The sequence below is a fragment of the Shewanella xiamenensis genome (assembly GCF_014647135.1).
Lineage (GTDB): Bacteria > Pseudomonadota > Gammaproteobacteria > Enterobacterales > Shewanellaceae > Shewanella > Shewanella xiamenensis.
Window position 1 is genome coordinate 1 of sequence record NZ_BMOP01000003.1, and the last position, 24,829, is coordinate 24,829.

The 24,829-nt window shown below is 45.8% G+C and carries 18 protein-coding genes; 6 read left to right on the plus strand and 12 right to left on the minus strand.

Going from position 1 to position 24,829, the window contains the following annotated elements; genetic code table 11:
* The 7 genes from IEY09_RS03220 to brnQ form a co-directional block, all read right to left on the minus strand.
* The coding region (locus IEY09_RS03220; RefSeq protein WP_188870070.1) for an IS4/Tn5 family transposase DNA-binding protein at positions 1-252 on the minus strand (252 nt) is incomplete at its 3' end.
* Between the two features lie 545 nt (positions 253-797).
* On the minus strand, positions 798-1,232 hold the full coding sequence (locus tag IEY09_RS03225; RefSeq protein WP_188869815.1) for a GNAT family N-acetyltransferase: 435 nt from the start codon (positions 1,230-1,232) through the stop codon (positions 798-800).
* A 35-nt stretch (positions 1,233-1,267) separates the two neighbouring features.
* Positions 1,268-1,615 carry a hypothetical protein gene (locus tag IEY09_RS03230; RefSeq protein WP_229777663.1) on the minus strand — a complete coding sequence of 116 codons (348 nt, stop codon included), beginning with the start codon at positions 1,613-1,615 and terminating at the stop codon, positions 1,268-1,270.
* 26 nt (positions 1,616-1,641) lie between these two features.
* Entirely contained in the window at positions 1,642-3,366 is a 1,725-nt protein-coding gene (gene recJ / locus IEY09_RS03235; RefSeq protein WP_188869817.1) for a single-stranded-DNA-specific exonuclease RecJ, read from the minus strand.
* 92 nt (positions 3,367-3,458) lie between these two features.
* Positions 3,459-4,184 (minus strand): bifunctional protein-disulfide isomerase/oxidoreductase DsbC, encoded by a 726-nt coding sequence (gene dsbC, locus IEY09_RS03240; RefSeq protein WP_188869819.1) that lies wholly within the window; start codon positions 4,182-4,184, stop codon positions 3,459-3,461.
* Positions 4,185-4,335: 151 nt separating this feature from the next.
* A complete protein-coding gene (gene xerD / locus IEY09_RS03245; protein WP_144346223.1) occupies positions 4,336-5,238 on the minus strand; it encodes a site-specific tyrosine recombinase XerD in 903 nt (300 codons plus the stop codon).
* 81 nt (positions 5,239-5,319) lie between these two features.
* On the minus strand, positions 5,320-6,735 hold the full coding sequence (gene brnQ, locus IEY09_RS03250; RefSeq protein ID WP_069453432.1) for a branched-chain amino acid transport system II carrier protein: 1,416 nt from the start codon (positions 6,733-6,735) through the stop codon (positions 5,320-5,322).
* Between the two features lie 569 nt (positions 6,736-7,304).
* Here brnQ and IEY09_RS03255 point away from each other — a divergent pair.
* Positions 7,305-8,015, plus strand: a complete 711-nt coding sequence (locus IEY09_RS03255; protein ID WP_188869821.1) for a tRNA1(Val) (adenine(37)-N6)-methyltransferase — start codon at positions 7,305-7,307, stop codon at positions 8,013-8,015.
* A gap of 32 nt (positions 8,016-8,047) precedes the next feature.
* Here IEY09_RS03255 and IEY09_RS03260 read toward each other — a convergent pair whose 3' ends face one another.
* On the minus strand, positions 8,048-9,043 hold the full coding sequence (locus IEY09_RS03260) for a response regulator (RefSeq protein WP_188869823.1): 996 nt from the start codon (positions 9,041-9,043) through the stop codon (positions 8,048-8,050).
* Positions 9,044-9,045: 2 nt separating this feature from the next.
* The gene (locus IEY09_RS03265) at positions 9,046-12,387 is read right to left on the minus strand and encodes an MHYT domain-containing protein (protein WP_188869825.1); all 3,342 of its coding nucleotides are present in this window, start codon (positions 12,385-12,387) and stop codon (positions 9,046-9,048) included.
* Between the two features lie 386 nt (positions 12,388-12,773).
* Here IEY09_RS03265 and srmB point away from each other — a divergent pair, with 386 nt between their 5' ends.
* The 5 genes from srmB (at position 12,774) to IEY09_RS03290 (ending at position 21,996) form a co-directional block, all read left to right on the plus strand.
* A complete protein-coding gene (gene srmB, locus IEY09_RS03270; RefSeq protein ID WP_037414703.1) occupies positions 12,774-14,036 on the plus strand; it encodes an ATP-dependent RNA helicase SrmB in 1,263 nt (420 codons plus the stop codon).
* A 297-nt stretch (positions 14,037-14,333) separates the two neighbouring features.
* Positions 14,334-15,545 carry an efflux RND transporter periplasmic adaptor subunit gene (locus IEY09_RS03275; RefSeq protein WP_099456936.1) on the plus strand — a complete coding sequence of 404 codons (1,212 nt, stop codon included), beginning with the start codon at positions 14,334-14,336 and terminating at the stop codon, positions 15,543-15,545.
* The gene (locus IEY09_RS03280; RefSeq protein ID WP_188869827.1) at positions 15,545-18,751 is read left to right on the plus strand and encodes an efflux RND transporter permease subunit; all 3,207 of its coding nucleotides are present in this window, start codon (positions 15,545-15,547) and stop codon (positions 18,749-18,751) included. Before IEY09_RS03275 ends, IEY09_RS03280 begins: the two co-directional genes overlap by 1 nt.
* A 168-nt stretch (positions 18,752-18,919) precedes the next feature.
* Positions 18,920-19,624: a TatD family nuclease-associated radical SAM protein gene (locus IEY09_RS03285; RefSeq protein WP_099456938.1), complete on the plus strand. Its 705-nt coding sequence runs from the start codon at positions 18,920-18,922 to the stop codon at positions 19,622-19,624.
* A 134-nt stretch (positions 19,625-19,758) separates the two neighbouring features.
* Positions 19,759-21,996, plus strand: coding sequence for a PAS domain-containing protein (locus IEY09_RS03290; RefSeq protein ID WP_188869829.1), 2,238 nt, complete (start codon positions 19,759-19,761; stop codon positions 21,994-21,996).
* Here IEY09_RS03290 and IEY09_RS03295 read toward each other — a convergent pair.
* From IEY09_RS03295 to IEY09_RS03305, 3 genes are all read right to left on the minus strand, one after another.
* Entirely contained in the window at positions 21,977-23,377 is a 1,401-nt protein-coding gene (locus IEY09_RS03295; protein ID WP_188869831.1) for a hypothetical protein, read from the minus strand. The two genes, IEY09_RS03290 and IEY09_RS03295, sit on opposite strands and share 20 nt — an antisense overlap.
* An 85-nt stretch (positions 23,378-23,462) precedes the next feature.
* A complete protein-coding gene (locus IEY09_RS03300) occupies positions 23,463-23,993 on the minus strand; it encodes a hypothetical protein (RefSeq protein ID WP_037414709.1) in 531 nt (176 codons plus the stop codon).
* Positions 23,986-24,729, minus strand: a complete 744-nt coding sequence (locus IEY09_RS03305; RefSeq protein WP_037414710.1) for a winged helix-turn-helix domain-containing protein — start codon at positions 24,727-24,729, stop codon at positions 23,986-23,988. Before IEY09_RS03305 ends, IEY09_RS03300 begins: the two co-directional genes overlap by 8 nt.
* Positions 24,730-24,829 lie beyond the last annotated feature (100 nt).

A 24,829-nucleotide genomic window follows, 5' to 3' on the forward strand; every position in this document is an offset into this window, starting at 1 on the left:
GATGTCATGCTCTCGAGCTTGCTGCGCGGTGGCTTGAAAACCCGCTTCAGCAATATCACTGGCTTGAATATTCTCATTGCGGATAAATCGGTAGGCCCCTTCCATCTCAGCGGGGGATAAGGGAAGTTTGGACACGGCAACTCCGGGTTGTTGGGTAATTGAGGTAGCCAGTGAAACAAGTCTTTGTGTACGTCTTGGGTCGTTGAGGTTTGCGTGCCCAAATTGACATTGCGCCCACTGCTCTGGATCCATCATCTTCATCATAATCGCCTCGAATATTTAGCCCTAGACGATCTGATCACAATGCGGGGAATGAGTTCAAAAAAAATCCCTGAGCATTGTTCAGGGATTTGTGTATGAGAGACAGGCTTATGCTGGCTTTTTGTTGTCTTAGAGAAACAACACTCTTCACAAAGAACGAGCTAAAGCTTCTTGCTCTTTAGTGTCCAGAGATAAGAAATAACTGTATTTCATCTTTAACCTCCGAACCAAAACGCAATACGCTCTGATTCTAAAGAAGTCTAAAACCAAACCGAATAAGCAAAAAGGAATCACTATTACGATAGTCATAGTGAGAAAAATATGAATGAACTCAGTGAAATTTCCAAACTCACTCATCACAGTTCGAAGCAGCGCAAACAGAATGCCCCCTAAAGTCAGGTAAATGACATACAAGAATGATAAATAAGCAACCCTTATAAAAGCTCTTAATCCTTTCACCTTGATTCACCCATACTTATCAAATGGACATTCCACTTCGTCACATCCCCTAGGAAATCATCTATTGAGTACCATGCCTATTTACTGGATAAATCTAGGTATGAGTTCTCAAGCCTTATTTGCATTAGGGTTTCTGGTGTATCGACCGCTTTAAAACCAAACTGAGCATAGAGTCCATGGGCATCGCGGGTGGCGAGCATTATGCGTCTTAATCCTTGCAGATCAGGATGTTCCATAATTGCTGCCATCATCATCTTACTTAACCCTAAGCCGCGGTGGGATTCGAGGACAAACACATCGGCAAGGTAGGCAAAGGTGGCTTTATCGGTAATCAGTCGCGCAAAGGCAAGCTGTTGATTATCCCTATCAAATACTCCAAAACATAAACTGTTGCTAAGCGCCTTTTGCAGCAGCGCGGCAGGCATGCCCTGCGCCCAATAACTGTTGGAAATAAAACCATGGATAACATCAAAATCCATTTCCGATAGCTCACTGCTGACTCGATATTCCATTTATCGCTCCAATTTATCGTTAAATACCGCTTAATCTAGGTATGTTTTGCACTCATAAATATCATCAACGCCATGCCTAATAACACCACTTTTGCTAATGAATACATGGCTCCAGCAAAGGAGCCACCACCGTGATAGCTAAAAGCAAGATGGCGATTGATCTCAAATCGAAAAGAGTTAGCCAAGTGGCGATAAGCAAGAAAATAAAATAATGAGGCAGCTGGCCAAATGCCGATAATCAAGGTTTGGCCCTGAGCCTTTGTAGTCAAAACCGCCGAAATCCAGGGAATACAAAGGCAAACCGCATATATCCAAGCAAAACGCTTAAGTAACTGGCGAATCTTTTTGTCTGATAATGACTTCAATCTAAAATTCCTTTTCACCTCTATTTACCCGCTATCAGCGCGGATCACATCGGCTCGATTTGCTCGACCATCAACTGTAGGGTGAAATTACCTCGATATTCGTTCACATCGAGCTTATAGACGATACGCGCATGCTGAATTGTCGCATCGGGCCAAGTGTGCAAATCCACATTAAAGGCAATCGCATCCAACATCACAGTGCCGCATGGGGTTTCAAGCACTAATTTAAGGTGGCGCTCCCCCACTATCCGCTGCTGGATGATCTTAAAATAGCCATCGAATAATGGCTCCTCGAAGGACTGACCCCAAGGCCCCGCATTGCGGAGTAACTGGGCGATTTCAAGGGTAAGTTCCGTCGGCGTTAATTCGCCATCGGACCAAAGCTCGCCCGTTAGCTGCTCAGGCTTTAACAGTTCACGCACTGCATCATCGTAGGCTTTGGCAAAAGTTGCAAAGCCACCGGACTTTAAGGTTAAACCTGCCGCCATCGCGTGGCCGCCAAATTTACAAATCAGCCCCGGATGGCGGGAGTTAACTAGCTCCAGCAAGTCACGCATATGCAAACCTTTGATGGAGCGCGCCGAGCCTTTAATTTCGCCATTACCCGCGTCGGCAAAGGCGATAACGGGTCTGTGGTATTTATCTTTAATTCGCGAGGCAAGAATACCGATAACCCCTTGGTGCCAATCCTCTTGAAAAAGGGCGATACCCCATGGGAGCTGTTCTTCATTAAGCTTTAGATATTCAAGACTTTTCAGCGCCTCTTGCTGCATCCCCACCTCAAGCTCCCGTCGCTCTTGGTTGAGGCTATCAAGCTCTGCCGCCATCCGCCTTGCATACATGATGTCTTCGCACAGCAGGGTTTCGACCCCGAGCGCCATTTCATCCAGCCTGCCGGCGGCATTGAGCCTTGGCCCCACGGCAAAACCAAAATCAGAGGCAACAATCCGAGCAGGATTACGTTTGGCCACTTCGAGTAAGGCAGTAATGCCCACGCGGCAACGGCCACTGCGTACCCGCTGTAATCCCGCCTCGACCAGAATACGATTGTTGGCATCGAGCGATACCACATCGGCCACAGTGCCAAGGGCAACAATATCCAGCAGAGTGCCAAGGTTAGGCTCTGCAATACCGCGGGCTTGATACCAGTGACGAGCGCGCAGCTCTGCCCTAAGCGCAGTCATCAGATAAAAGGCGACCCCAACGCCAGCAATGGATTTACTGGCAAACTGACAACCAGGCTGATTGGGATTCACTATAGCATCGGCCGCAGGTAACTCATGGCCGGGTAAGTGATGGTCGGTGATCACCACCTGCATGCCAAAGGCCTTGGCGGCAGCAACGCCTTCAATGGAGGAAATACCGTTATCAACAGTAATAAGTAATTCTGCCTGTTTGGTTGCCGCCACGGCGACAATCTCAGGACTCAGGCCATAACCGTAGTCAAAGCGATTGGGGATCAGATAATCGACTTTACTCGCGCCCATCATTCGTAGCGCGAGGATACACACACTTGTCGAGGTGGCGCCATCGGCATCAAAATCGCCAACGATCAGAATCGACTTATCAAGCTGCATCGCATCGGCAATCAACTTGGCGGCGTGATCCAAGCCCTTCATAGTATCGGGCCTTAACAAGCCTTTAAGTACCAGTTCACACTCGGCGGACATGACTCCACGGCGAGCATAGAGCTGTCTTAACAACGGCGGAAGGTGAGCGGGTAAATGGCTATCATCAACGGTTGGACGACGGATTATTTTATGGATCAAGGGAACAAACTCTTAAACAATCATGGGGCTAAGATAACAAAAAGGTGAGCTTTAGGCTCACCTTTAATGGGATAAGTTTAGCCGAATTGCGACTATTGGCGCGCTTCTAAAGTACGTAATAAATCCGCAGGTGGTTGATATCCTGGGATCATATTGCCATCTTCTAACACGATAGCAGGCGTGCCGTTAATACCAAAGCTGGTACCTAATTCGTATTGTTCGGCGATTTTAGCATCACAGGTCGCGGCAGAGACTTTTTTACCCGCCTTGGCTTCTGTCATGGCTTTTAATGGATCCTTAGCACACCAAATGGCCTGCATTTCATCGGCATTGGCAGATGGCACACCCGCACGTGGGAAAGCTAAGTAACGTACGGTAATACCCAACTTGTTATACTCAGCCATTTGGCTATGTAACTTGCGGCAATAACCACAGCTCACATCGGTAAACACAGTTACAACGTGTTTTTCATCTTTCGCTTTATACACCAACATATGATCTTCAAGCGGCTTCATCATCGCCAAACGTGGGCCTGCAAGTGCCGCTTCGGTCAGGTTTTTCATCCCTTTATCAAGATCGTATAAATTACCGTGGAACATTTTTGAACCATCACGGCTGATATAGAGCACGCCGCGATTAGTCATCGCTTGATATAAACCTTCGATGGGCGAATCCTGCATTGAAATCACTTCAACATCTAACATTTCACTGAGTTTTTGCTTAATCGCAGCAGTGTCTGGAGTGGTCGCCGTTGCGGCGCTGGCCAGAGGCGCAACAACAAGCGCGAAAACTAAAGATAATGCTCGGGTCAACTTCATGGGGACTTCCTATTAAGTAAATCGCTACTGCGACATATGGGTCAGGTTAATAGACCCTGTATGGGGGCAAAAAGTTACAGACAAGCCAAATAGAATGCAAATTTATACTGTAACTAAATTCAACCATTCACGGTTTTGTGATCCACAAAGCCTATCCCCGTGGATGATGCTGCTGATGTAACTCTTGTAATCTCGCTCGGGCGACATGGGTATAGATTTGAGTTGTCGATAAGTCACTGTGGCCTAAAAGTAATTGTACAACCCTAAGATCGGCGCCATGGTTTAGTAAATGGGTGGCGAAGGCATGACGCAATGTATGGGGTGAAAGTTCAGTTTCAATTCCAGCTCGGCTCGCGTAGAGCTTAATACGATGCCAAAAGGTTTGCCGCGTCATCATCTGCGAGCGCTTTGAAGGGAACACCACGTCAGATTGAACATAGCCTAAGAGTTCATGCCGCGCCGAAGTTAAATAATGTTCTACGGCGGTTATTGCTACCTCACCCATTGGCACTAAACGCTCTTTACCGCCCTTACCCACAATCCGCACTAAGCCTTGGCGCAAGCTCATCTGCTCCATGGTTAATCCCACCAGCTCGCTCACCCGCAGTCCGGTGGCATATAACAACTCAAGCATAGCTTTATCGCGGCATTCAACGGGGTCGTCCACATTGGGCTCAGCCAGTAACCTATCAACCTGTGACTCGCTTAGAGAATCAGGTAAATGCCGACTTAACTTAGGCGATTCAATCAGTGCCATGGGATCGCCTGCAATCTGTTTGGTCTGCAATAAATAGGTGTAAAAACGCCGTAAACTACTCAGCAAACGTGCACTACTAGTGCGGGCAAATTGTTGCTCGACCCGATAAGCTAAGTAAGCACGAACGTCAGCTTGACCCACATCGCACAAACCCAATCCTTGGCTTTGCAGATAGCGATCAAAATGGCGTAAATCGGTGCGATAGGCACTCAAGGTATTATCACTTAAGCCCTTACTAGACCAAAGATCATCAAGAAATGCATCAATAAGCGGATCACACGGATAGGTTTTAGCCACGAAAACTCCATAAAAAACGGCGTATGGTAGATACGCCGTTGATATTAACTTAATTTCTCCGCGACTGGCAGTCGCCTTTATTTAGGCGGCAGTGACTGCTTTTGCACCGCCACCGCGAATCATTAAACACAGCACAATGACCACTAAGGTTGGCAATAACCACGCCATTCCCTCTTCATACAGCGGTAGGAGAGACAGGGTGGGAGACATACCACTGACCAGATCGATAAAGCTTTGCGCCGCTTCAGTCACGCCTTTACCGTCTTCACCCGTGAGGCTTTTTGCGGCAACCTTCATACCGTCAAAGATGCCAAACAGGAGTGCCACAGACAGGGTCGCACGGTGAGCAAACTGCGGACGAGGGAAATATTCAGTTAAAAAGGTTACCGCGACCAGTGCAATAGCCACAGGGTAAACCGTCATTAATACCGGAATGCTGATATTAATCAGTTGTGACAGCCCAACGTTCGCAATCACAGCACAGATAGCGCTTAATATAATCACCAGAAAACGATAAGACAGCTTTGGCATTAGCTCATTGAAAAACTCAGAGCACGCACTCACTAATCCCACCGCCGTAGTTAAACAGGCTAGCGTTACCACTGCCGATAACAACACAGTGCCTAAATTGCCAAACTCACGGGTCACATAGTTAGTTAAAATTTCACCGCCATTTTTAGCACCTGCGGCAATATCGCCCGCCGTGGCACCTAAAAAGAACAATGACACATAAACAAAGGCAAGACCCGCTGCGGCAATAAAGGCGGCGCGAATAAGGTACTTAGTCTGTGCGCTAGGCTGCTCGATGCCCTTTTTACGCAGCAGATCGATAATCAACATACCGAACATCAAAGATGCCAGAGTATCCATGGTGTTATAGCCTTCAAGGATACCTTTAGTCAGTGGATGGTTCTTGTAATCACCTACGGCCGCGCCAACATCAGAAGCGGGTAAAAACACCACAGACAAGGCTAAACCTACTAGTAATAACAATAGGATAGGGGTTAATACTTTACCGACGCTGTCGAGTAATTTCCCGGGGAACAATGCCAGCAGCATAGTCACAGTAAAGAAGCACAGGGTATAAATTAGTTGCGACAGATTAAGCGATAAACTGCCAAGCATAATGGTTGCTGTGGTGTTATCAATAAAGGGCTTAGCACCGATTTCATAGGCCACTAGACCGGTACGCGGCGCTGCAAATGCAGGCCCGATGATGATATAAATCGCAATGGCTAATGCCGTTGCCGCAAACACAGGCAACATCGCCATAACCTTACCTTGAGCCTTAGCAACAGCAATGAGCCCGACCAAAGGTAAACCTACGGCTGTGATGAGAAACCCTAACATAGCAAGGAGCATGTTCTCCCCAGCTAACATCCCCGCAAAGGGAGGAAAAATTAAGTTACCCGCCCCCAAAAAAAACGCGAAGGTCATAAAACCTAAGCCTAATGTATCCCCAATACTCATCTGATTGTCTTGCACGGAAAGCCCCATCTTGTCTTATTGTTTTTAATAAACTTAAGTGATTATGTGTCGATTAGCCATAGCTAAAACAAAGCCCATCCGGAGTGCAAATCTATGTTTACACAATTCCGTGGTAAATATGTGCGATATCTGCTGAGTTTATAAACAAAAATGAACTAAAAATTGGCTTCATTGCCGATTTATTCACCTAAAAACCCGTTCACCTATCCGTTAATCATAAAATTGATTAAAAATGGGGGCGAAACTAATATCAGAATTCAAAAATCAATACAACAGGTAAGATAGTTTTTATCGAAAAAAGCGTTCCAATGCTAATTAACTGCTAACAATGAGTTACCAAGGTAATAAATTAAACCGCCAATTAAGTGAACTTAGACTCAAAACAGCACAAAAATACAAAAACGCGATCTCATAGGAAGAATAGAGCGATTAGGGCATGTTGGCGTTTCAGGACGAATCTTTAAACATCAATGCGCCCGACTCATAACCATAAAAATCTTAGCGAAAGCACAACTCGCCCTTTAAAATAGCCACGATCTTAAATCGCATTCCCTTATTCATCGGATAAATGAGTTTTCATGGCTTTTACCTTTAAACAATTCCACATTGATGATCTTAATTGTGGCATGCCCGTTAGCACCGACGGCGTGATATTAGGCGCATGGGCACCGCTTGCTCAGGCAAAACACATTCTAGATATAGGGGCCGGAAGTGGATTATTGAGTTTAATGGCAGCGCAGCGAAGCCTTGGGCAGATCACCGCGGTGGAGCTTGAGGAAAAAGCCGCCGCCGCATGCCAATTCAATATGGTGCAAAGTCCTTGGGCGGACAGGCTCAGTATTATCCATAGCGATATTCAAGACTTTTGCCAGCAAACTCAGTATTACGGATATTTTGATCATATCATCTGCAACCCGCCTTATTTCGAACATGGCCTCAAGGCGAACGACCAGCATAGAGCGATGGCGCGCCATACCCATACCTTAGGATTTGAGCCATTGCTAAAAGCAATCTCCCAATGCTTATCACCTGAGGGTTCTGCAAGTCTTATATTGCCGATTCAAAGTCTTATACGCTTTAAAGTCTGCCTAAATCAGTTCGCACTTTATCTCAGGCAAGAGGTACAGGTTAAAAGTGTGGAGAATAAAGCCGCCAATCGCGTTTTGCTGTTATTGACTAAAACACAGGGGAGCCAGTGCCTGCAAACCGTATTCACCATCCGTGGATTAGAGGGAAGTTACACGAATCAAATGGTCGAACTGACAAAGGATTTCTATCTTAAGCTATAGGCATGCTAGTTAGGCGCCTGATAAACCAATGGCTACTTATCTATCCATTTATTTTTAATTTCAATCACTTTATCTAAATTTTCGGTAAATAACTGCACTAACTCAGGGTCAAAATGGGAGCCACTCTGTTCATGAAGATACGCCATCGTTTCTGCAATCGACCAAGCTTCTTTGTAAGGACGTTTGCTAGTGAGCGCATCAAACACATCAGCAAGGGCAACGATGCGCCCCTCAAGCGGGATGTCTTTTCCCTTTAGGCCATTTGGATAACCCGTACCATCCCATTTTTCGTGATGGGTAAGTGCCACTGATTTTGCTAACCGTAACAACTCAGAATCGGCTTCACCGATAATTTCAGCACCGATATAGGGGTGAGTTTTCATAATAGCAAACTCGTCTTTGGTGAGTTTAGCAGGCTTAAGCATAATGCTATCGGGAATACCAATCTTACCAATATCATGCATAGGTGCTGCATGTAATAAGTCATCCGCCTGTGCCTCACTAAGACCATAGGCCAACGCCAAGATTTGAGCATAGTGGCTCATGCGCATTACATGGGTGCCGGTTTCGTTGTCCTTATATTCGGCGGCGCGACCTAAGCGTTGAATAACTTGCAGACGTGTTCGACGTAATTCATCTGCCTGCACAAGGGAGAGATGGGTTTTAACGCGAGCCTTAACTATGGTTGGTGACACAGGTTTGACTATGTAATCAACGCCACCTACGTCAAAACCTGCCGCCTCATCATGCTCGTCGTTAAGCGCAGTCACAAAGATCACTGGAATCGGCAGGGTTTCAGGCATGCTTTTAAGTGCTTGGCATACTTCTAAACCTGTCATATCAGGCATCATGATGTCGAGTAAAATTAAAGCCGGCAGCTCAACCTTGGCAAGATGCAATGCTTCTTCACCACTTTTAGCAAAAATCAAACGATAGTCTTGATGCAATATTTGTTTCAAAACCCGCAAATTAACTGGCTCATCGTCTACCAGTAATAAGGTCTTCTTATCGTCAGTCGCAATCTGCATAGCTATTCCTTATTTGAGCTAATGACAAGCCGCAACTTAACTAATTCAGTATGGGCAATATCAAAATCAAAATTATCGAGGGCATCAACAATGGTGTTTACCATGGGTTGATGGACCGATAGATTTTCAATGGCGGTTAAATCAGCTTCTTCAAAGGAGTGGTGTTGTACTGCCGCAATTAAAGCATCAATATGCGGTAAAGCTTGGTTTGGATCAGTCTGAGGAGTAGATATCTGCACGTCTTTATAGTGAGCGAGTTGCTGCACATAACGAGTGATCTGCACTATGGTTGATTCAAGTTCATTGAATAACTGCTGTCTAGCCACTAAAACCTGTGGCTCTGAGTCAGCCATTTGCTCTAATGCCGCAAGCAAGGCCATACAACGGAATAAGCCTAAATTGCCAGAAATGCCTTTTAATCCATGACCTTGCTGGACAATCGCATCCCGATCCGATTGGTTAATTGCCTGCTCAAGCTGCCGAGACTTTTCGGGCCATTGAGCGATAAACTTTTCTAATTCTTGGATAAACTTTGCTTTACTTCCCCAGAGTTGTATCCCTCTTTGCTCATCGATGATGGCATTGAGATCGGGCTCATTTTTATTGAATGACTGTGTGGACAGTTCAAGGTTTAATACGCGGGCGATTTCGACATTTAATAAATAAAAATCAATGGGTTTATTAGCAAAACCATCCATTCCTACTTGTTGTGTCTCGAGTTTATCCTGCTCAAGCACACTCGCTGTTAACGCAATCATTGGCATGTAGGTTAACCCAGATTCAAGCTCCTGTTGGCGTCTACGCCTTGCTGCGGTTAAGCCATCCATTACTGGCATCTGTAAGTCAATTAAGGTGATATCAATATCATGCCTTTGCATTCGTAATAGAGCCTGCTCACCATCACGGGCAGTAATCACTCGATGTCCATGTCGAGTTAAATATACTGAAAGCAGATCAATATTTTGTTGAATATCATCAACTACCAGTATTGTTAATGGAGGCAGTGACACCTTGTCATAACTCGGTAGAGTTAAGTCTTCAACACTTTGAATGAGAGGAATTGTAAATCTGAAGGTACTGCCCAAACCTAAGCGGCTTTCAACCTCAATATGCCCGCCCATTAACTCTACTAATTGTTTGCTGATAGTAGTACCTAAGCCAGTACCACCGTATTTACGGCTCATAGAGGCATCCGCCTGGGAAAAGGCATCAAACACTCGCTCAAGCTGCTCTGGCGACATGCCAATCCCAGTATCGATAACTTCAAATGTCACTTGATTGTCTAACGGAGAGAAAACTCTTACGGTCACTTTTCCTTCTGCGGTGAATTTAACAGCATTACCTATTAAGTTGAGCAACACTTGGCGTATCCGCTCAGGCGACCCCATAAAGTGGGTTCCCATCGTTGGCGCGATATCCACTTCCAGTAATAAATGCTGCTTTTGGGCCTGCAACCACAAGGTTGAGATAACAGTATCAATTTCAGTCGTTAAAGAGAAAACGCGGGTTTCAAGTTCCAGCTTGCCTTTGTCGAGTTTGGCACTGTCTAAAACATCATTGAGTAAATGCAATAATGATTTGGCCGAACGATTAATGGTTGATAATTGCTTTTGTTGCTCATAATCCAAGGATGATTCTAACAAAATATCGCTAAAACCTATGATGGCATTCATTGGGGTACGGATCTCATGGCTCATATTGGCCAAGAAGGCTGAGCGAGCGGCGGCAGCTTGTTCCGCATTATTCTTCGCGGCCACCAGATCCTGCTCCATTACCTTACGTTCAGTAATATCCATGATAAAACCATCAATCCACCCGTCTGGATTTTGCTCATCAAAAATATAATTTCCATGCTCAAACAGCCAACGCACCTCACCATCGGCACGGATAATACGGTATTCCATCGAAAAGGTTGGTGGCTGTGCTTGTGCGTAAATAGTATCGACATCATCGGGATAATAAAGCGAAGAGAATAAACGTTTAGCGTTAGGAAGCTCAAAATCTGAAGCTGGGTATCCCGTGATATTTAATACCGCATCGCTGATGTAAACCATGGGCCAGCCTTGAGTATTCATACAGCGATAGGCCACCCCGGGGATATTACTGATCAACGATCTCAGCTTGGCCTCATTATTTTTCAGCTCTTGCTCCATCTCATTTCGCTGGCTGAGATCGGAAATAAAACCGACAAAGTAATGGGATTTGCCTTGCATCATATGCCCAATACCGAGGCGGACGGGCACTAAATGGCCATTTTTATGCTGCGCCAGTACCTCTCGTCCCGTACCAATAATCTGTGCCTCACGGGTTTTAACATATTGAGCGATATAACTATCATGCTGGGGGCGAATGGAGGCGGGCACAATTTTTTTGACATTGCTACCAAGTAACTCTGTCGAGGGCCACCCCAAGATACGCGTCACCGCTTGGTTTACGCTAACGATAATACCTTGACCATCGATGGTGATAATGCCATCCACTGCGGTATCCATCATAGCCAGCATTCGATCTTCGTTTGATTTAGCGAGTAAAGATAGATCTTTATATTTAAAGATCACATTCACAATCAGCACTAAGCAGATAATGATGACGGTAATAATCGATACCCCGAGCGCAAGATAAAACGAAATTTCAGACGTTTGTTCGCTAAGCTCTAGTCCAGCGGGTTTAACAAAACGCGCCGCCGCCATACCCGTGTAATGCATACCTGCAATCGCCAATCCCATCACGATACTGGCAATAAAATTACTCGTAATAGTGCTCATGCTGGATGAGATAAACTGATTCAGTCCGGTACGAACCCAAAGTGCAATAATGGCTAAAATCACCGCAACGATAATCGACAGAGCAAATATTAGAGGGTCGTAACGCAATAATGGCGCCATATCCATGGCAGCCATCCCCACATAATGCATTACCCCAATACCGACACCCACTAAAACACCGCCAATCAATACTTGGGGAAACCGAAAACGTGGTTGAGATAGTAGGCTAAGCGCCACCCACGAGGCCGCAATACTGGGTAACACAGATAAGGCAGTAAGACCAAACTGATAAGAAACTGGAGTGCATAAATTAAAGGCCAGCATGCCAATAAAATGCATTGACCACACGCCCCCACCGAGGACAAGACTCCCTGTGAATAACATGATTTGCTGTCGCGATTTAGATTGGGTTTGTGCAGCTTGTGTCGCAACTTGAAACGCCATAAAGGCAGAAAAAATAGCAATAAAAATAGAAATAGCGACCAATAAAGGGTCGTAATAAACATTGAGTAACAGGCTATCTTGAGATGAAGTAAAAAAAGATGATAACCAATTAAAAATCATAATATTCAAGCCCATATTAGATAAATAGAATCACGCCGAAATGGTTTGCCAATTCAAGTAGGGCTAACGCTTAGGGGCCATAAAATGATGAGTATGGTCTATAAATGGCATCGATTTATTGCTTAAACGCCAAACCACGCGGATACAATCCATCCAACACTCTGAATAAACGCCAGACATTTGTTACAAAAATCACTTTTATCTTATACAAGTTTTACCAATTGTCTGCCTCAAAATGCGACAAATCACATTATCACTGCGAATTTATCCGTGGGGTTCAGAGTAAAAGAGGCCTTTCGATCAACCCCATCACCGAAAAGCGAAGCCATTGGGATTAAGTTATTTAAGTTAACAGGCATAAGCTTTATAATGCTGGGCTATTATTCGTCGAGACGCTGCGCATGCAATTTGAAGATTTCCAGCTTGACCCTAGCTTATTAGAGTCACTTAAAGCCATGGGGCACAATACGCCCACCACAATCCAACAAGAAACGTTGCCGCATGCTTTAGAGCAACGGGATATTTTGGCGCGCGCCCCGACGGGTACAGGTAAAACCGCCAGTTTCTTATTACCCGCGCTACAACATTTAATCGACTTCCCGCGTCGTTACTCGGGTCAAGCGCGTGTATTAATTCTTACCCCAACCCGTGAATTGGCGAGCCAAATTCACCGCTATGCCTGCCATTTAGCCACAGACCAAGGGCTAAATATTGCCATTATCACGGGTGGAGTGCCCTATGCACCTCAAGAAGAAGCGCTAAAGGGCAATATCGATATTCTGGTCGCGACACCGGGTCGCCTGATGGAATATTTAGATAAAGGTAAATTCAGTGCAGAATCCGTCGACATACTGATCATCGATGAAGCTGACCGTATGCTCGATATGGGATTCTCAGCCGTGGTAAAAGCCATTGCACTCGAAGCCCAAGGCCGCAAGCAGAATATGCTGTTTTCAGCCACCCTTGAAGGCAGTGGTGTTATCCGCTTTGCCCGCGAAGTGCTTAATGATCCTATCGAAATCGATGTTGATGCACCGCGCAAAGAGAAAGCCAAGATCCACCAATGGATCCATCTCGCCGATGATAAAGACCATAAATTTGCCCTGCTTTGCCATTTGTTAAAACAGGAAGAAGTAAAACGCGCCATCGTATTCGTGAAGACTCGCGATGTGGTCTCTAGCCTCGAAGGTCAGTTACTCCAAGCCGGCATCCCTTGTGCTTTTATGCGCGGAGATATGGAACAGAAGAAACGTTTCCAAGCCTTAAGTCGTTTTACTAAGGGCGAAGTGAATGTATTGCTGGCGACCGATGTGGCTGCCCGCGGTATCGATATTGATGATATCACCCACGTGATTAACTTCGATATGCCACGTTCAGCCGATACCTACATCCACCGTATTGGTCGTACTGGCCGCGCGGGTGCCAAAGGTACGGCAATTTCTCTGGCTGAGGCCCATGATATGCGCATCGTTGGTAAGATTGAGCGCTATATTGAGCAACCCCTTAAACGCCGAATCATTGAGGAATTACGTCCTAAGCACAAAGAGGCGCGAGTTCCATCCAAGAAAAAGGCAAAAGTAAAAGCCAAAGAAGCGGCGAAAAAAACCAGCAAAAAAGAAGCGGCAAAAAAAGCTAGCAAAATTGCCCGCAAAAAACAGTCCTAGGTTTTCTAACCTTGGAATAAGCTGATACTTACTTCTGCCTAAAAGCCGCAAAATTGCGGCTTTTTTTATGCTCATTGACCTAGCAAATATTTTTGTACGGGGTGGAACCCTATATGACAAAAAACACTCTACTCCTACGCAATTGTATCCTCAGCAAACTAAACCGACGCGGTAACAGGACACAAACTCGATAGCATCATCTTTAGACACATTTTATTTACAAAAATAAATTTATTGCGCAGCCTGACTCTGATACTTTAGGCGCATTAAGCGATTTAGCACGGATGTAACAATCATATGATCAAAACCTTACTAAGGAGATTATCTCCTTTTTTTATCTTACTGCTCTTTATTGTTGGCGCTGGTTTGCTGATGAAAACCAAGGAGACACCTGAGCAGAAACCCGAAGAAATGCCGATCCCGATAGTGGATGTCACCCGGGTTGAGCAACAAACGGTTTCGCTTAACTTACCCTCCTACGGTGTTGTCACGCCCAAATATAAAACGCAACTGGTGACTGAAGTCCAAGGGCGGATGCTGACGATTTCACCTCAATTTGTTGCCGGTGGCATAGTGAAAAAAGGCGACCAACTTGCCCAGATCGAACCTTCAGATTACGAAGCCGACTTAATGCAAGCCGAAGCGACATTGGCTCAAGCAACCGCAGCACTCAATGAGGAAATCGCCCGCGGCGAAGTTGCCAAAATTGAGTTTAAGGGTTACGACAAAGGATTGCCGCCTGAACTCGGTTTGCGCATACCTCAATTGAAAAAAGAACAAGCTAACGTTAAATATGCGCAGGCGGCTTTAGCTCGCGCCCAGCGTAACTTAGAACGTACCGTTATTCGTGCGCCCTTTGATGGCATTATCAAGGCAAGAAATGTCGACTTAGGACAATACGTTACCCTAGGTACAAATCTTGGTGAACTGTATGACACCCGCATTGCGGAAATTCGCCTACCTATCTCTAACGATGATTTGGCCTATTTGGAATCCGTCGATAATCCCGATACCCAAGTCACCTTGAGCGCCTCATTGGCAGGCAAGGAAAATACCTGGATAGGCAATATCATCCGCAGCGAAGGGGTGATTGATGCCGATAACCGCATGGTTTACCTCGTCGCCGAGATAAAAGATCCTTACCTGCGAGAGCACAAAACCCAAGGCAGTTTACCACTGAAATACGGCAGTTTTGTGAACGCCGTGATTAAGGGCCGCACCGTCGATGGCATAGTCAAACTACCTCGCCATGTGGTACGCAATGAGCATGTCGCCTTGATTAACAATAACAATATCGTCGAAATGCGCCATGTGAATGTCGTGCGTAGCGATCTTGAAAACGTATTTATCAAGGACAGCTTAAAAACCGGTGAGCGGGTTGCTATCACTCACTTTAATAACATGGCCAATGGCCAATTAGTCAAAGTGATAGGCGAAGAAACAAAACCAGTGCAGACGCCTAAGGAAGATGCTCCTGAGTCGAGTCTTGCGGCCACTGGAGTAAAATAATGGATACGCAAAAAGGGATCTTAGCTTGGTTTGCCCGTAATAGCGTGGCAGCTAACCTGTTAATGTGGGCACTGCTGATTGGCGGGATGTTTAGCACAGTGCTGATCAATAAAGAGGTATTTCCCTCTTTCAACCTGAATTTATTGAGTATTACCGTTGCTTACCCAGGTGCTGCGCCACAGGAAATCGAAGAAGGCATCAACATCAAGATTGAAGAAGCCATTCAAGATATCAACGGCATTAAAAAAGTCACCTCGGTTGCCAGTGAAGGTGTTGGCTCAATCACGGTAGAAGTGGAAGACGACTACGACGTCCAAATCGTACTCGATGAAGCCAAGTTACGACTGGATGCGATTTCCACCTTCCCGGTGAACATCGAAAAACCACAAATCTTTAAAATCGAGCCCGAAAACAACGTGATTTGGGTGTCGGTGTACGGAGATATGTCACTGCACGATATGAAGGAGCTAGCCAAATCGGTGCGTGATGATTTGACCCAGCTCCCCGCCGTAACCCGTGCTAAAGTCACGGGAGTTCGCGACTATGAAATCGGTATCGAAGTCTCGGAAGATAAGCTGCGGGAATACGGCTTAACTTTCTCACAAGTCGCAACGGCGGTACAAAACTCCTCCATCGACTTACCAGGCGGCTCGATACGCGCCGAAGATGGCGACATTCTGCTGCGCACTAAAGGTCAAGCCTATACGGGCGATGATTTTGCCAATATCGTTGTCACTACCCGTGCCGACGGTAGCCGGGTGATGTTACCGCAAGTTGCCACCATTAAGGACGATTTTGAAGAGCGTCTAGAGTACACCCGTTTTAACGGCAAACCCGCCGCGATTATCGAAGTCACCAGCGTCAACGATCAAAATGCCCTCGATATTGCTCAGCAGGTAAAAGACTACGTCGAGAAACGTCGTGCAACCCTACCTGCGAATGCTCAATTGGATACTTGGGGCGACTTAACTCACTACCTCAAGGGCCGTTTAAACATGATGATGTCGAACATGTTTTATGGCGCACTGTTAGTGTTTGTGATTTTGGCGTTGTTCCTCGATCTTAAACTCGCTTTCTGGGTGATGATGGGCATCCCCGTGTGCTTCCTCGGTACAATGCTGATCATGCCGCTTGAACCTTTCTCCATGACCATCAACATGCTGACACTGTTTGCCTTTATTTTGGTCTTGGGGATAGTGGTCGATGACGCAATTGTTATAGGGGAAAGCGCTTACAGTGAGGTCGAACGCCACGGACATTCGATTGACAATGTGATCCGTGGGGCGCAAAAGGTCGCCATGCCCGCCACCTTTGGGGTATTAACCACCATAGCCGCCTTTATCCCTATGCTAATGGTCTCAGGTCCGATGGGAATTATTTGGAAGTCCATCGGCATGATCGTCATCATGTGTCTGGCATTTTCACTGGTTGAATCTAAATTTATTCTCCCAGCACACTTGGCACATATGAAGTTTAAAAAGCCAGGGGAACCTACGGGTTTCTTTGGGCGCTTTAAAGAAAAATTTAACAATCGTGTTCAACACTTTATTCACCACAGTTACCGCAACTTCCTCGAGCGCTGTATCCAGCATCGCTATAACGTAGTAGCAGTCTTTATAGGTGTGCTGATTTTGTCTGTCGCTTTAGTGGCAAGCGGGAAAGTGCGCTGGGTGTTCTTCCCTGATATTCCTTCCGACTTTATCCAAGTTCAATTAGAAATGGATGAGGGAAGCTCAGAACAAAACACCCTCAAGGTGGTACAGGAGATTGAAGAAGCCCTGTACAAAATGAACGCAAAAATGGAGAAAGATAACGGCAGCGAAGTAGTGAAACACAGCTTTATCAACATGAGCTCACGCACCTCTGCCTTTATTTTTGCCGAACTGACTAAGGGTGAAGATCGGAATGTCGACGGTGAAACCATTGCTACCGAGTGGCGTGAACAATTGCCCGAGTTATTGTCAGTCAAGAAACTCGACTTTAACGCTAGAGGTAACGGTGGCGGCGGTGGTGGCGATATTTCTTTTAGATTAACCTCAAGCGATTTAGAAGAATTATCAGCTGCGGCTCGCGATCTTAAGCAAAAGCTAGCGACCTACGAGGGAGTGTATGATATCGCCGATAACTTTTCCTCGGGCAGCCATGAGATCCGTTTAAAAATCCGCCCCGAGGCGGAAGCATTAGGTTTAACCTTATCCGATTTAGCACGCCAAGTCCGTTACGGCTTCTACGGTTATGAAGCACAACGTATTTTACGTAATAAAGAAGAAATCAAAGTCATGGTTCGCTATCCCTTAGAACAGCGCCGTACCGTTGGCTATCTGGAGAATATGTTGATCCGAACGCCGCAAGGTAAGTCGGTACCTTTCTCCACCGTTGCTGAAGTCGAAAAGGGTGAATCTTATGCGTCTATTACCCGTGTCGATGGTAAACGAGCAATAACCATTAACGCTAACGCGAATAAAAACAAAGTTGAACCTTCTAAAGTCGTTAATGAAATCCAGAAAGATTACTTGCCGCAACTTCAGGCAAAATATCCTAAGATTCAAACGGCTCTCGATGGTGGCAGTTTGGATGAACAGAATGCCATGGTCGGATTGATACAAGGTTTCTTCTTTGCACTGTTTACCATTTATGCCTTGATGGCTGTGCCGCTTAAATCCTACAGCCAGCCACTGATCATTATGTCAGTGATCCCTTTTGGGATTATCGGCGCCCTGTTTGGGCATTTGATCCAAGGGCTTGCCATGAGTGTGTTGAGTCTTTGTGGTATCGTTGCACTTGCAGGGGTCGTGGTGAACGATTCGCTGATCTTAGTTGACTTTGTTAACCGAGCTCGTGAACAAGGTCAATCGGTGAGGCAAGCAGCGGTCGATTCAGGATGTTATCGTTTTAGGGCGATTATCTTGACCTCATTGACCACCTTTGTCGGTCTAGTGCCTATTATTCTTGAGCGCAGCTTACAGGCGCAGATAGTGATCCCCATGGCGACTTCGCTCGCCTTCGGTATCCTATTCTCAACAGTCGTCACCTTAATTTTAGTGCCGCTACTGTATATCATACTTGATGATGCTAAGCGTGTTGGTAGCCGCTTCTACCATTGGTGGTGGCGTCCGAAAAAAACGCAGGACACTCCATTGCATATCAACGAGAGCCACAGTATCTCCTTGGATGCCATACATGAGTCAGACTATAAGCGGGATTAGTTATCGTCTGTAATCTATGAGAATCCCATAAAAAGAGAGCTTAGGCTCTCTTTTGCTTTTGCAGTGCGCCATTCTAAAACGCGTAGTGCGATCTAAGTGGCAGTTATCCCTGTGGGCATTGGTTACACTCACCCTAAGTTATCGCTTAGACCCAAATAAAGTCGTTGTATGCCAAACTCACACACTGCTAGAGCCAAACCTGAACCGCTCATCGCCACTGAGACCTTAGCCAATGGCCATACTACCGCAGAAGTCTGTACCAATGAGACCTGCGCAACCGAAACCTTGGTCTACGACATTCGTAAAAGCCGTTATCTCAACATCACTGGCCGCTGTACTCTGCGTTGTATCTTTTGTCCGAAACACAATGGCAGCAAGCAAATCCATGAATATCAATTGGCACTAACCCACCAGCCCAAACCGGAGGAAATTATCCCGCTGTTAGGCAATGTGGAAGACTTTGAGGAATATGTGTTTTGTGGCTATGGCGAGCCGACCATGAATCTTCCAACGCTGCTTGCCGTCGCCAAGGAAATTAAACGTCGTGGCGGTCGAGTTAGGGTCAACACCGATGGATTGGGTAATCTTGTGCATCGACGTAACATCCTGCCCGAACTGGCTGAGTGTGTTGATGGCTTATCTATCTCACTCAATGCCGATAATGAGGCGGCCTATAACCAACATTGCCGACCGAAACTTGCAGACTCTTACGCCGCGGTAAATGCCTTTATCGCCCTCGCACCCCACTATATTGAGCGAGTGCAAGTCTCAGCGATTGAAGGATTAGACGGAGTAGATATCGACCTTTGTCGTGAGCAAGTGCTCGCAACTGGCTGCGAGTTTAAACACAGAGTACTCGGCACACTCGGCTAGCAAGCTCCTTGACTCTCCACTAGATTGAATCTCTTGCTCGGGATAAGGCCATCACCGAGCAACTTGCCACTGTCGTAACATTTCATTCGTGTTAACATAGCCAAATTAACAGATCATCAACTCAAAATCGGCCCATGCTGAAGAACAAACCAAGCCTACATCCACTCGCACCATTACTTTCATTGACCCAAGGGCTGCATTGGTCTCACCAACGCCTGTTGGCTGTTGCGAGTCAGTTATCGATGCTTGTGATAGGTATGATCATTTTAACTAATTTAATCATCACCTTAGGTGAACGTAGGTTACAGGAAGAATGGGCAACTCAAAGATATAGCGAATTACAAACGATAGGCACGCTGATCACAGATAAGGTTGCCTTTCAGCAGTTTCGCACTCAGTTGTTCGCCAAGGATGAACTACTCAATCAATATCTTAAAAATCCAACTCCTGCAGCAGAGCAAAAATTACAGGCAAGTTGGCAAGAACTCGTTGAGCATATTCCCGAACTACTAGGGATTGCCCTCTTCGACCCTCAGGGAAATTATAAATTTGCAACACCGGCTAACTTTAGTCAGGATGCACTTCCAGCGACCCTTCTTGGTTCTAGCCGTAATTTAGGTGGAAAAGAAGTGTTCACCTCACCTTTAGAGTTTGTGCCACTCAATGGCATGCTCGAACCCTATATGTATCAAATGACTTGGTTAGAAAAACCCGATCAAAGCTCTTTAGGTTATCTCGTAACCTACAATTCAATGGTACAGATGTTAGAGGCGATAAAACCTGCTTTCTCAAGCAATAAATCCCCCATGTTAGTACTGGATACCCAAGGATTACTCTATGCAGGGGTAAGCGATCTTGCACCGTTAACCCATATTCCTGATACCTTAGGCGCGAGTTTACGCCAAAGTTATCCGGCACTATGGCGCGAAATGTCGATGAGCAACTTTGGCCAGTTTCACGGTGAAGATGCGACGTTTGTTTACCTTAAAGTTGAACTCACTAACCAACCCGAGCTGCGCCGGGAATATTTTTTACTCTCTTATATCCGTAACGACGATATTGCCTCAAAGTTTTCGCAGTGGCAGAACATCGTTATCGTCGCATCTTTAGTTCTGACGTTACTGGCCGCTTGGGTCATTCTACTTAGCCACATGTATCGGTTACAGTATCGCTCGCGCCAATACAGCATTGACGTTGCAAACTCACTGTTTAACAGTGAAATAGGCTTTATATTAGCCAATGAACAGGCGCGCATTATCAGTGCCAACCCTAAAGCGGCCGAAGCGACTCGAGTTCCCCAAGATGAACTAACTGATCGAAGTCTGCAACGAGCCTTAAATCTCGATGATCTAACGCACACGCAAATCCTCGAACAAGTGCACCGATTGGGAGAATGGTCTGGTCACTTGTCGCTCGACAATGAAACGGGTTCAACACTAAGAGTCAACGTACGACAAGCCCCGCGATTAGGGCGAGGTTTACCCCATATGTTGATCACGCTTGAAGATATCAGCGCCATTATTAACAGTCAGAACCAGGCATTCTTAAGTGAGCTGTTGTGTGATACCACGGTGGCGACCGCACTGACGGATGCCAATGGTAAGTTGATAAAAATTAACCCCGTATTTGATCAGCTCATGCAACTCAACGGCGATCTGAATCATGATTTAGCGTCATTGCTGTCTAACGATTTAGGTAATCAATGGCAACGGATCACTGCCCAAATCAGCATGCAAGGCCAATGGCAAGGCCAGATCCTTTGCTCACCCAATCTACGTCACTCAAATTGTTTACAGGCCACCCTCAAGGGGCATGTCGCGACTGACGGTGAGATTGATTACATCATCTGTACCTTAGAACAAGCTATCGATGGCCAACGTGGCGCAGAACCCCGCAGTTTTGTGCCACATCGCAGCACGATTTTGCAGCACCTGTCAGATTTAGAACGCTATTTTGCTTCACTTTCGCCCCAAAGCCGCAACCACTCGAGTCTACTCGTGATGGACATTAATCCAGAGGGATTACTGAGCCACATGAGCGATATCGATCAACTCGAAAATCGCCAGCAAGAAGTGGAAATTCAGCTATTACTTGAAATACCAACCCACTACCAAATACTCCATTGGCAACTGGGTAAGCTGTTGTTATTACTTCCAGATACCGATGCAACAGCGGCACATCACTTTGCCCTTAATACCATAGAAAAGCTTAATAGCAACGGTTTAGGTGAAGGGATCAGCATCGGCATAGCTAGCTATCAAGAAGGACAAAGTCTGGAGCAATACCTCAGCAATGCCGAGGTTGCACTCAAACGGGCAAAACAGAATAACGACCAGAATATCGGCCAGGCTTTTACTCGCCAGCCGTCTTAACGGGCGGATTAAAAGAATCTGGCAGTTGGCTTTGGGTGATTTCGATAATCGCAGAGCGGTTCATCGTGATTTTATAGCGAGCATATTCCGGCTCTTCACGGCCATCACGTAGCACTAAAATCAGATTAACCTGGTAACGACGCTCGACCGACTCATGGCTGATTTTGCCCTCAAGCTCCTTGTAAATCTTGGCTTTGCCCCGCTCTAAGTAGCGGGCAAACGGCACAAAACTAAAGTTGACTTGCTCTTGAATTGTTGAATAGCCGGCCTGAAACTCGCCTTGGTTTACCCGAGTCGCAATTTTGTAATGGAGGATCTCGGCATCGACTTTGTTCTGGCTATGCCGGTGTTTTAGGATTTCGTTTACCTTTTCGGGTAAATCCTGTGGCCGCATAAACTCCAACCACACCAATTGTTTAGCAATAACAGCCTGGCTAGTGGTATCCCTTAAGATACGGCTCCACCGCGGCCGACCACGCTGGATAAAGCGCCAAAGAGCATTACGCACATCGTCCTTAAAGATTTCCCTAAATCCGTATATCACCGCTAAGGTCAATACGAGGGCAATAGTAAAACCGCTAAAAACGCCCTGCGCTTCAATAATCAGCGCCGACACCACCAACATCACTAATGCCGTGGCAAGCCCCGTTGTGAACTTTTTAAGGCCGGTCCCCAGCGGTTTTAACTCTTCTTTAAGTACGACCCCTTGCTGAATCAAACGCCGTAATAACAGCATCTTATTCGAAATTCGATTAGGATCTTGTTTTGTCTGTGCCGAGTTATAGTTATTGGCATCACGATAGGCTGATTCATTTCGACAAAGAGTCAGCACTCGCTCTTGAATGTCGGAAAAGTCGCTGGTACGGGTAGCGTGGGCTAATACTTTTAGCAGTTGCTGCTCACAAAACCAAGACAGATAGTTATCCGCATTTTCAAAATAGGATTTCCATTTAGCATCGCCTGGTTCATTACGGCGAAACTTTTTTAGCAATTGGGTTATCTGTTCACACAACTCATCGAGTGCGAGATAAAAATGCTCAACATCAGCAATCCGATTGAGTTCTTTGACATCGTTTTCAACCGCTACCGCAAATTGGTAGGCAAACAAGTTTAAGTACAGCCTAAACTCTTCCACAGTGCGGCGATTCATACTAGCAAAACGGCCTTGTACGAGCGGTAAATGCAAACCTTCGGAATAGTAAGAACGGCGGCCAACAATGGCGCTATGATAATATTCTTCTTCGTTTAAGGTGTGCGCACCTATGCCCATTTCCTTAGGTAAAAAGAAATAGAGGTCAAGCTGACGATTATCGCCCTTTTCCATCTGGTGGCTGAACTTAATCGACAGGGATTCTTCTTGTTTGACACGTATCTTAAACACAAAAACCTTAATGATTGGAGCCAAAGAGTCAGCATTAACACCATCGAAAATACAATCTAAACCGAAAGCGCGCTAAATTCACTGATTAAATTCGGCTATTGACGATTCGACAACCACAAACCGTATTACTGGGCTGAAACAATACCACGGCGTAGTCTTGGTCTGGGTCACTATCAAGCACCTCAATGCTAAGGTTATGTCTGCCTGACTCACTAAAATGTAAGCTACTTATATAAGACAGATACTTCATATGCTCTGGCCAATGTTTTTTATCGACCTCCTCAGATTCTGTCTTGGTCTTAACCGACACGTTGTAGGCCATACGATTGAGTTCCATATTTTGCACTTCGCCCTGCATCAGAATGGTGCCTGCACTGGAGCCATCGAGGTTAAAATATCGATAATTAATCTGTGCATTGCCCGCTGAGATCAGCACATCGACTAAAAGATAGTATTTACCATCTTCAACCCGTTGAGCATGACGGTCAAAAAGTTCGGAGCTGCAATTGAGGATCACCGCCTTATTTGAGACTGATTGCAGATAAATCACCCCGCAAGCCACAATCAGCGCAGTGAGAATCGTGAGATTTATCGTCCACTTTAGCCACTTAGCCACAGATCCCAATCTCCTGTAGCCACTGTGCATCAATAAACTCTTTAGGGCGTCTAAAATCACTTATCTTTAAGTTTCGAATAACGGACTGCCCGAGCTTATGGCCGCGCAAAGTAATGTTAAGCACTTGTTTATCATGTGAAAGAGAAGAATAAACCTCGGACCAATCACTCTGTCCGCAGCGGCTTAGTCCCTGGCCCAATCGATCGCCTAACTCAAACAATATGGTATTGTTCGTTTTAGAATTAGCGTAAAGGTGCAAGCGAATATGTTGTCCTGATGCCAAAGGAAGTTCTGTCGATAACAAGGGTTCAGTCGGCACACTATGATCAATTCGGCTAAGATAAAAACCCGAAATCGCCAGCATAAAACCAAAAACCAGTAGCGCACTCCACCAAGGTAGTGACTGTAATCGAGGATAATGAAAGCTTTTTAACCGCTGCCCTTGGGTATTGTGTAGCAAATAACCTTGGCCTTTGACGGTTTCAATCAGCCCTTCATACTGCGGACCAAGAAACGAGCGGATCATAAATACTGCGCGAGCGAGTGAAGTATCTGTTAGCGGTGGGTGCTCACCATCACCAGTCTTAAGCTCATGCTTTGAGACCAGTTTACCTTGATGTTCAACCAATAATGTCAACACCTGTAACTCAGCACGAGGAAGGTGCCAAGATTCATTCCGAGCTTGTTCGACGAGCAAACCACGCTCTTTGTCAAACCAACAGCTCCCCACTTGCATAAAGAAAATCCCAAGCCTATAAAATCATGGAATTAAGTCTATGCAAGGCTTCTAATGATTACTGTGATCCTGTTAACCCAAGGCGGCAAATAATTACATT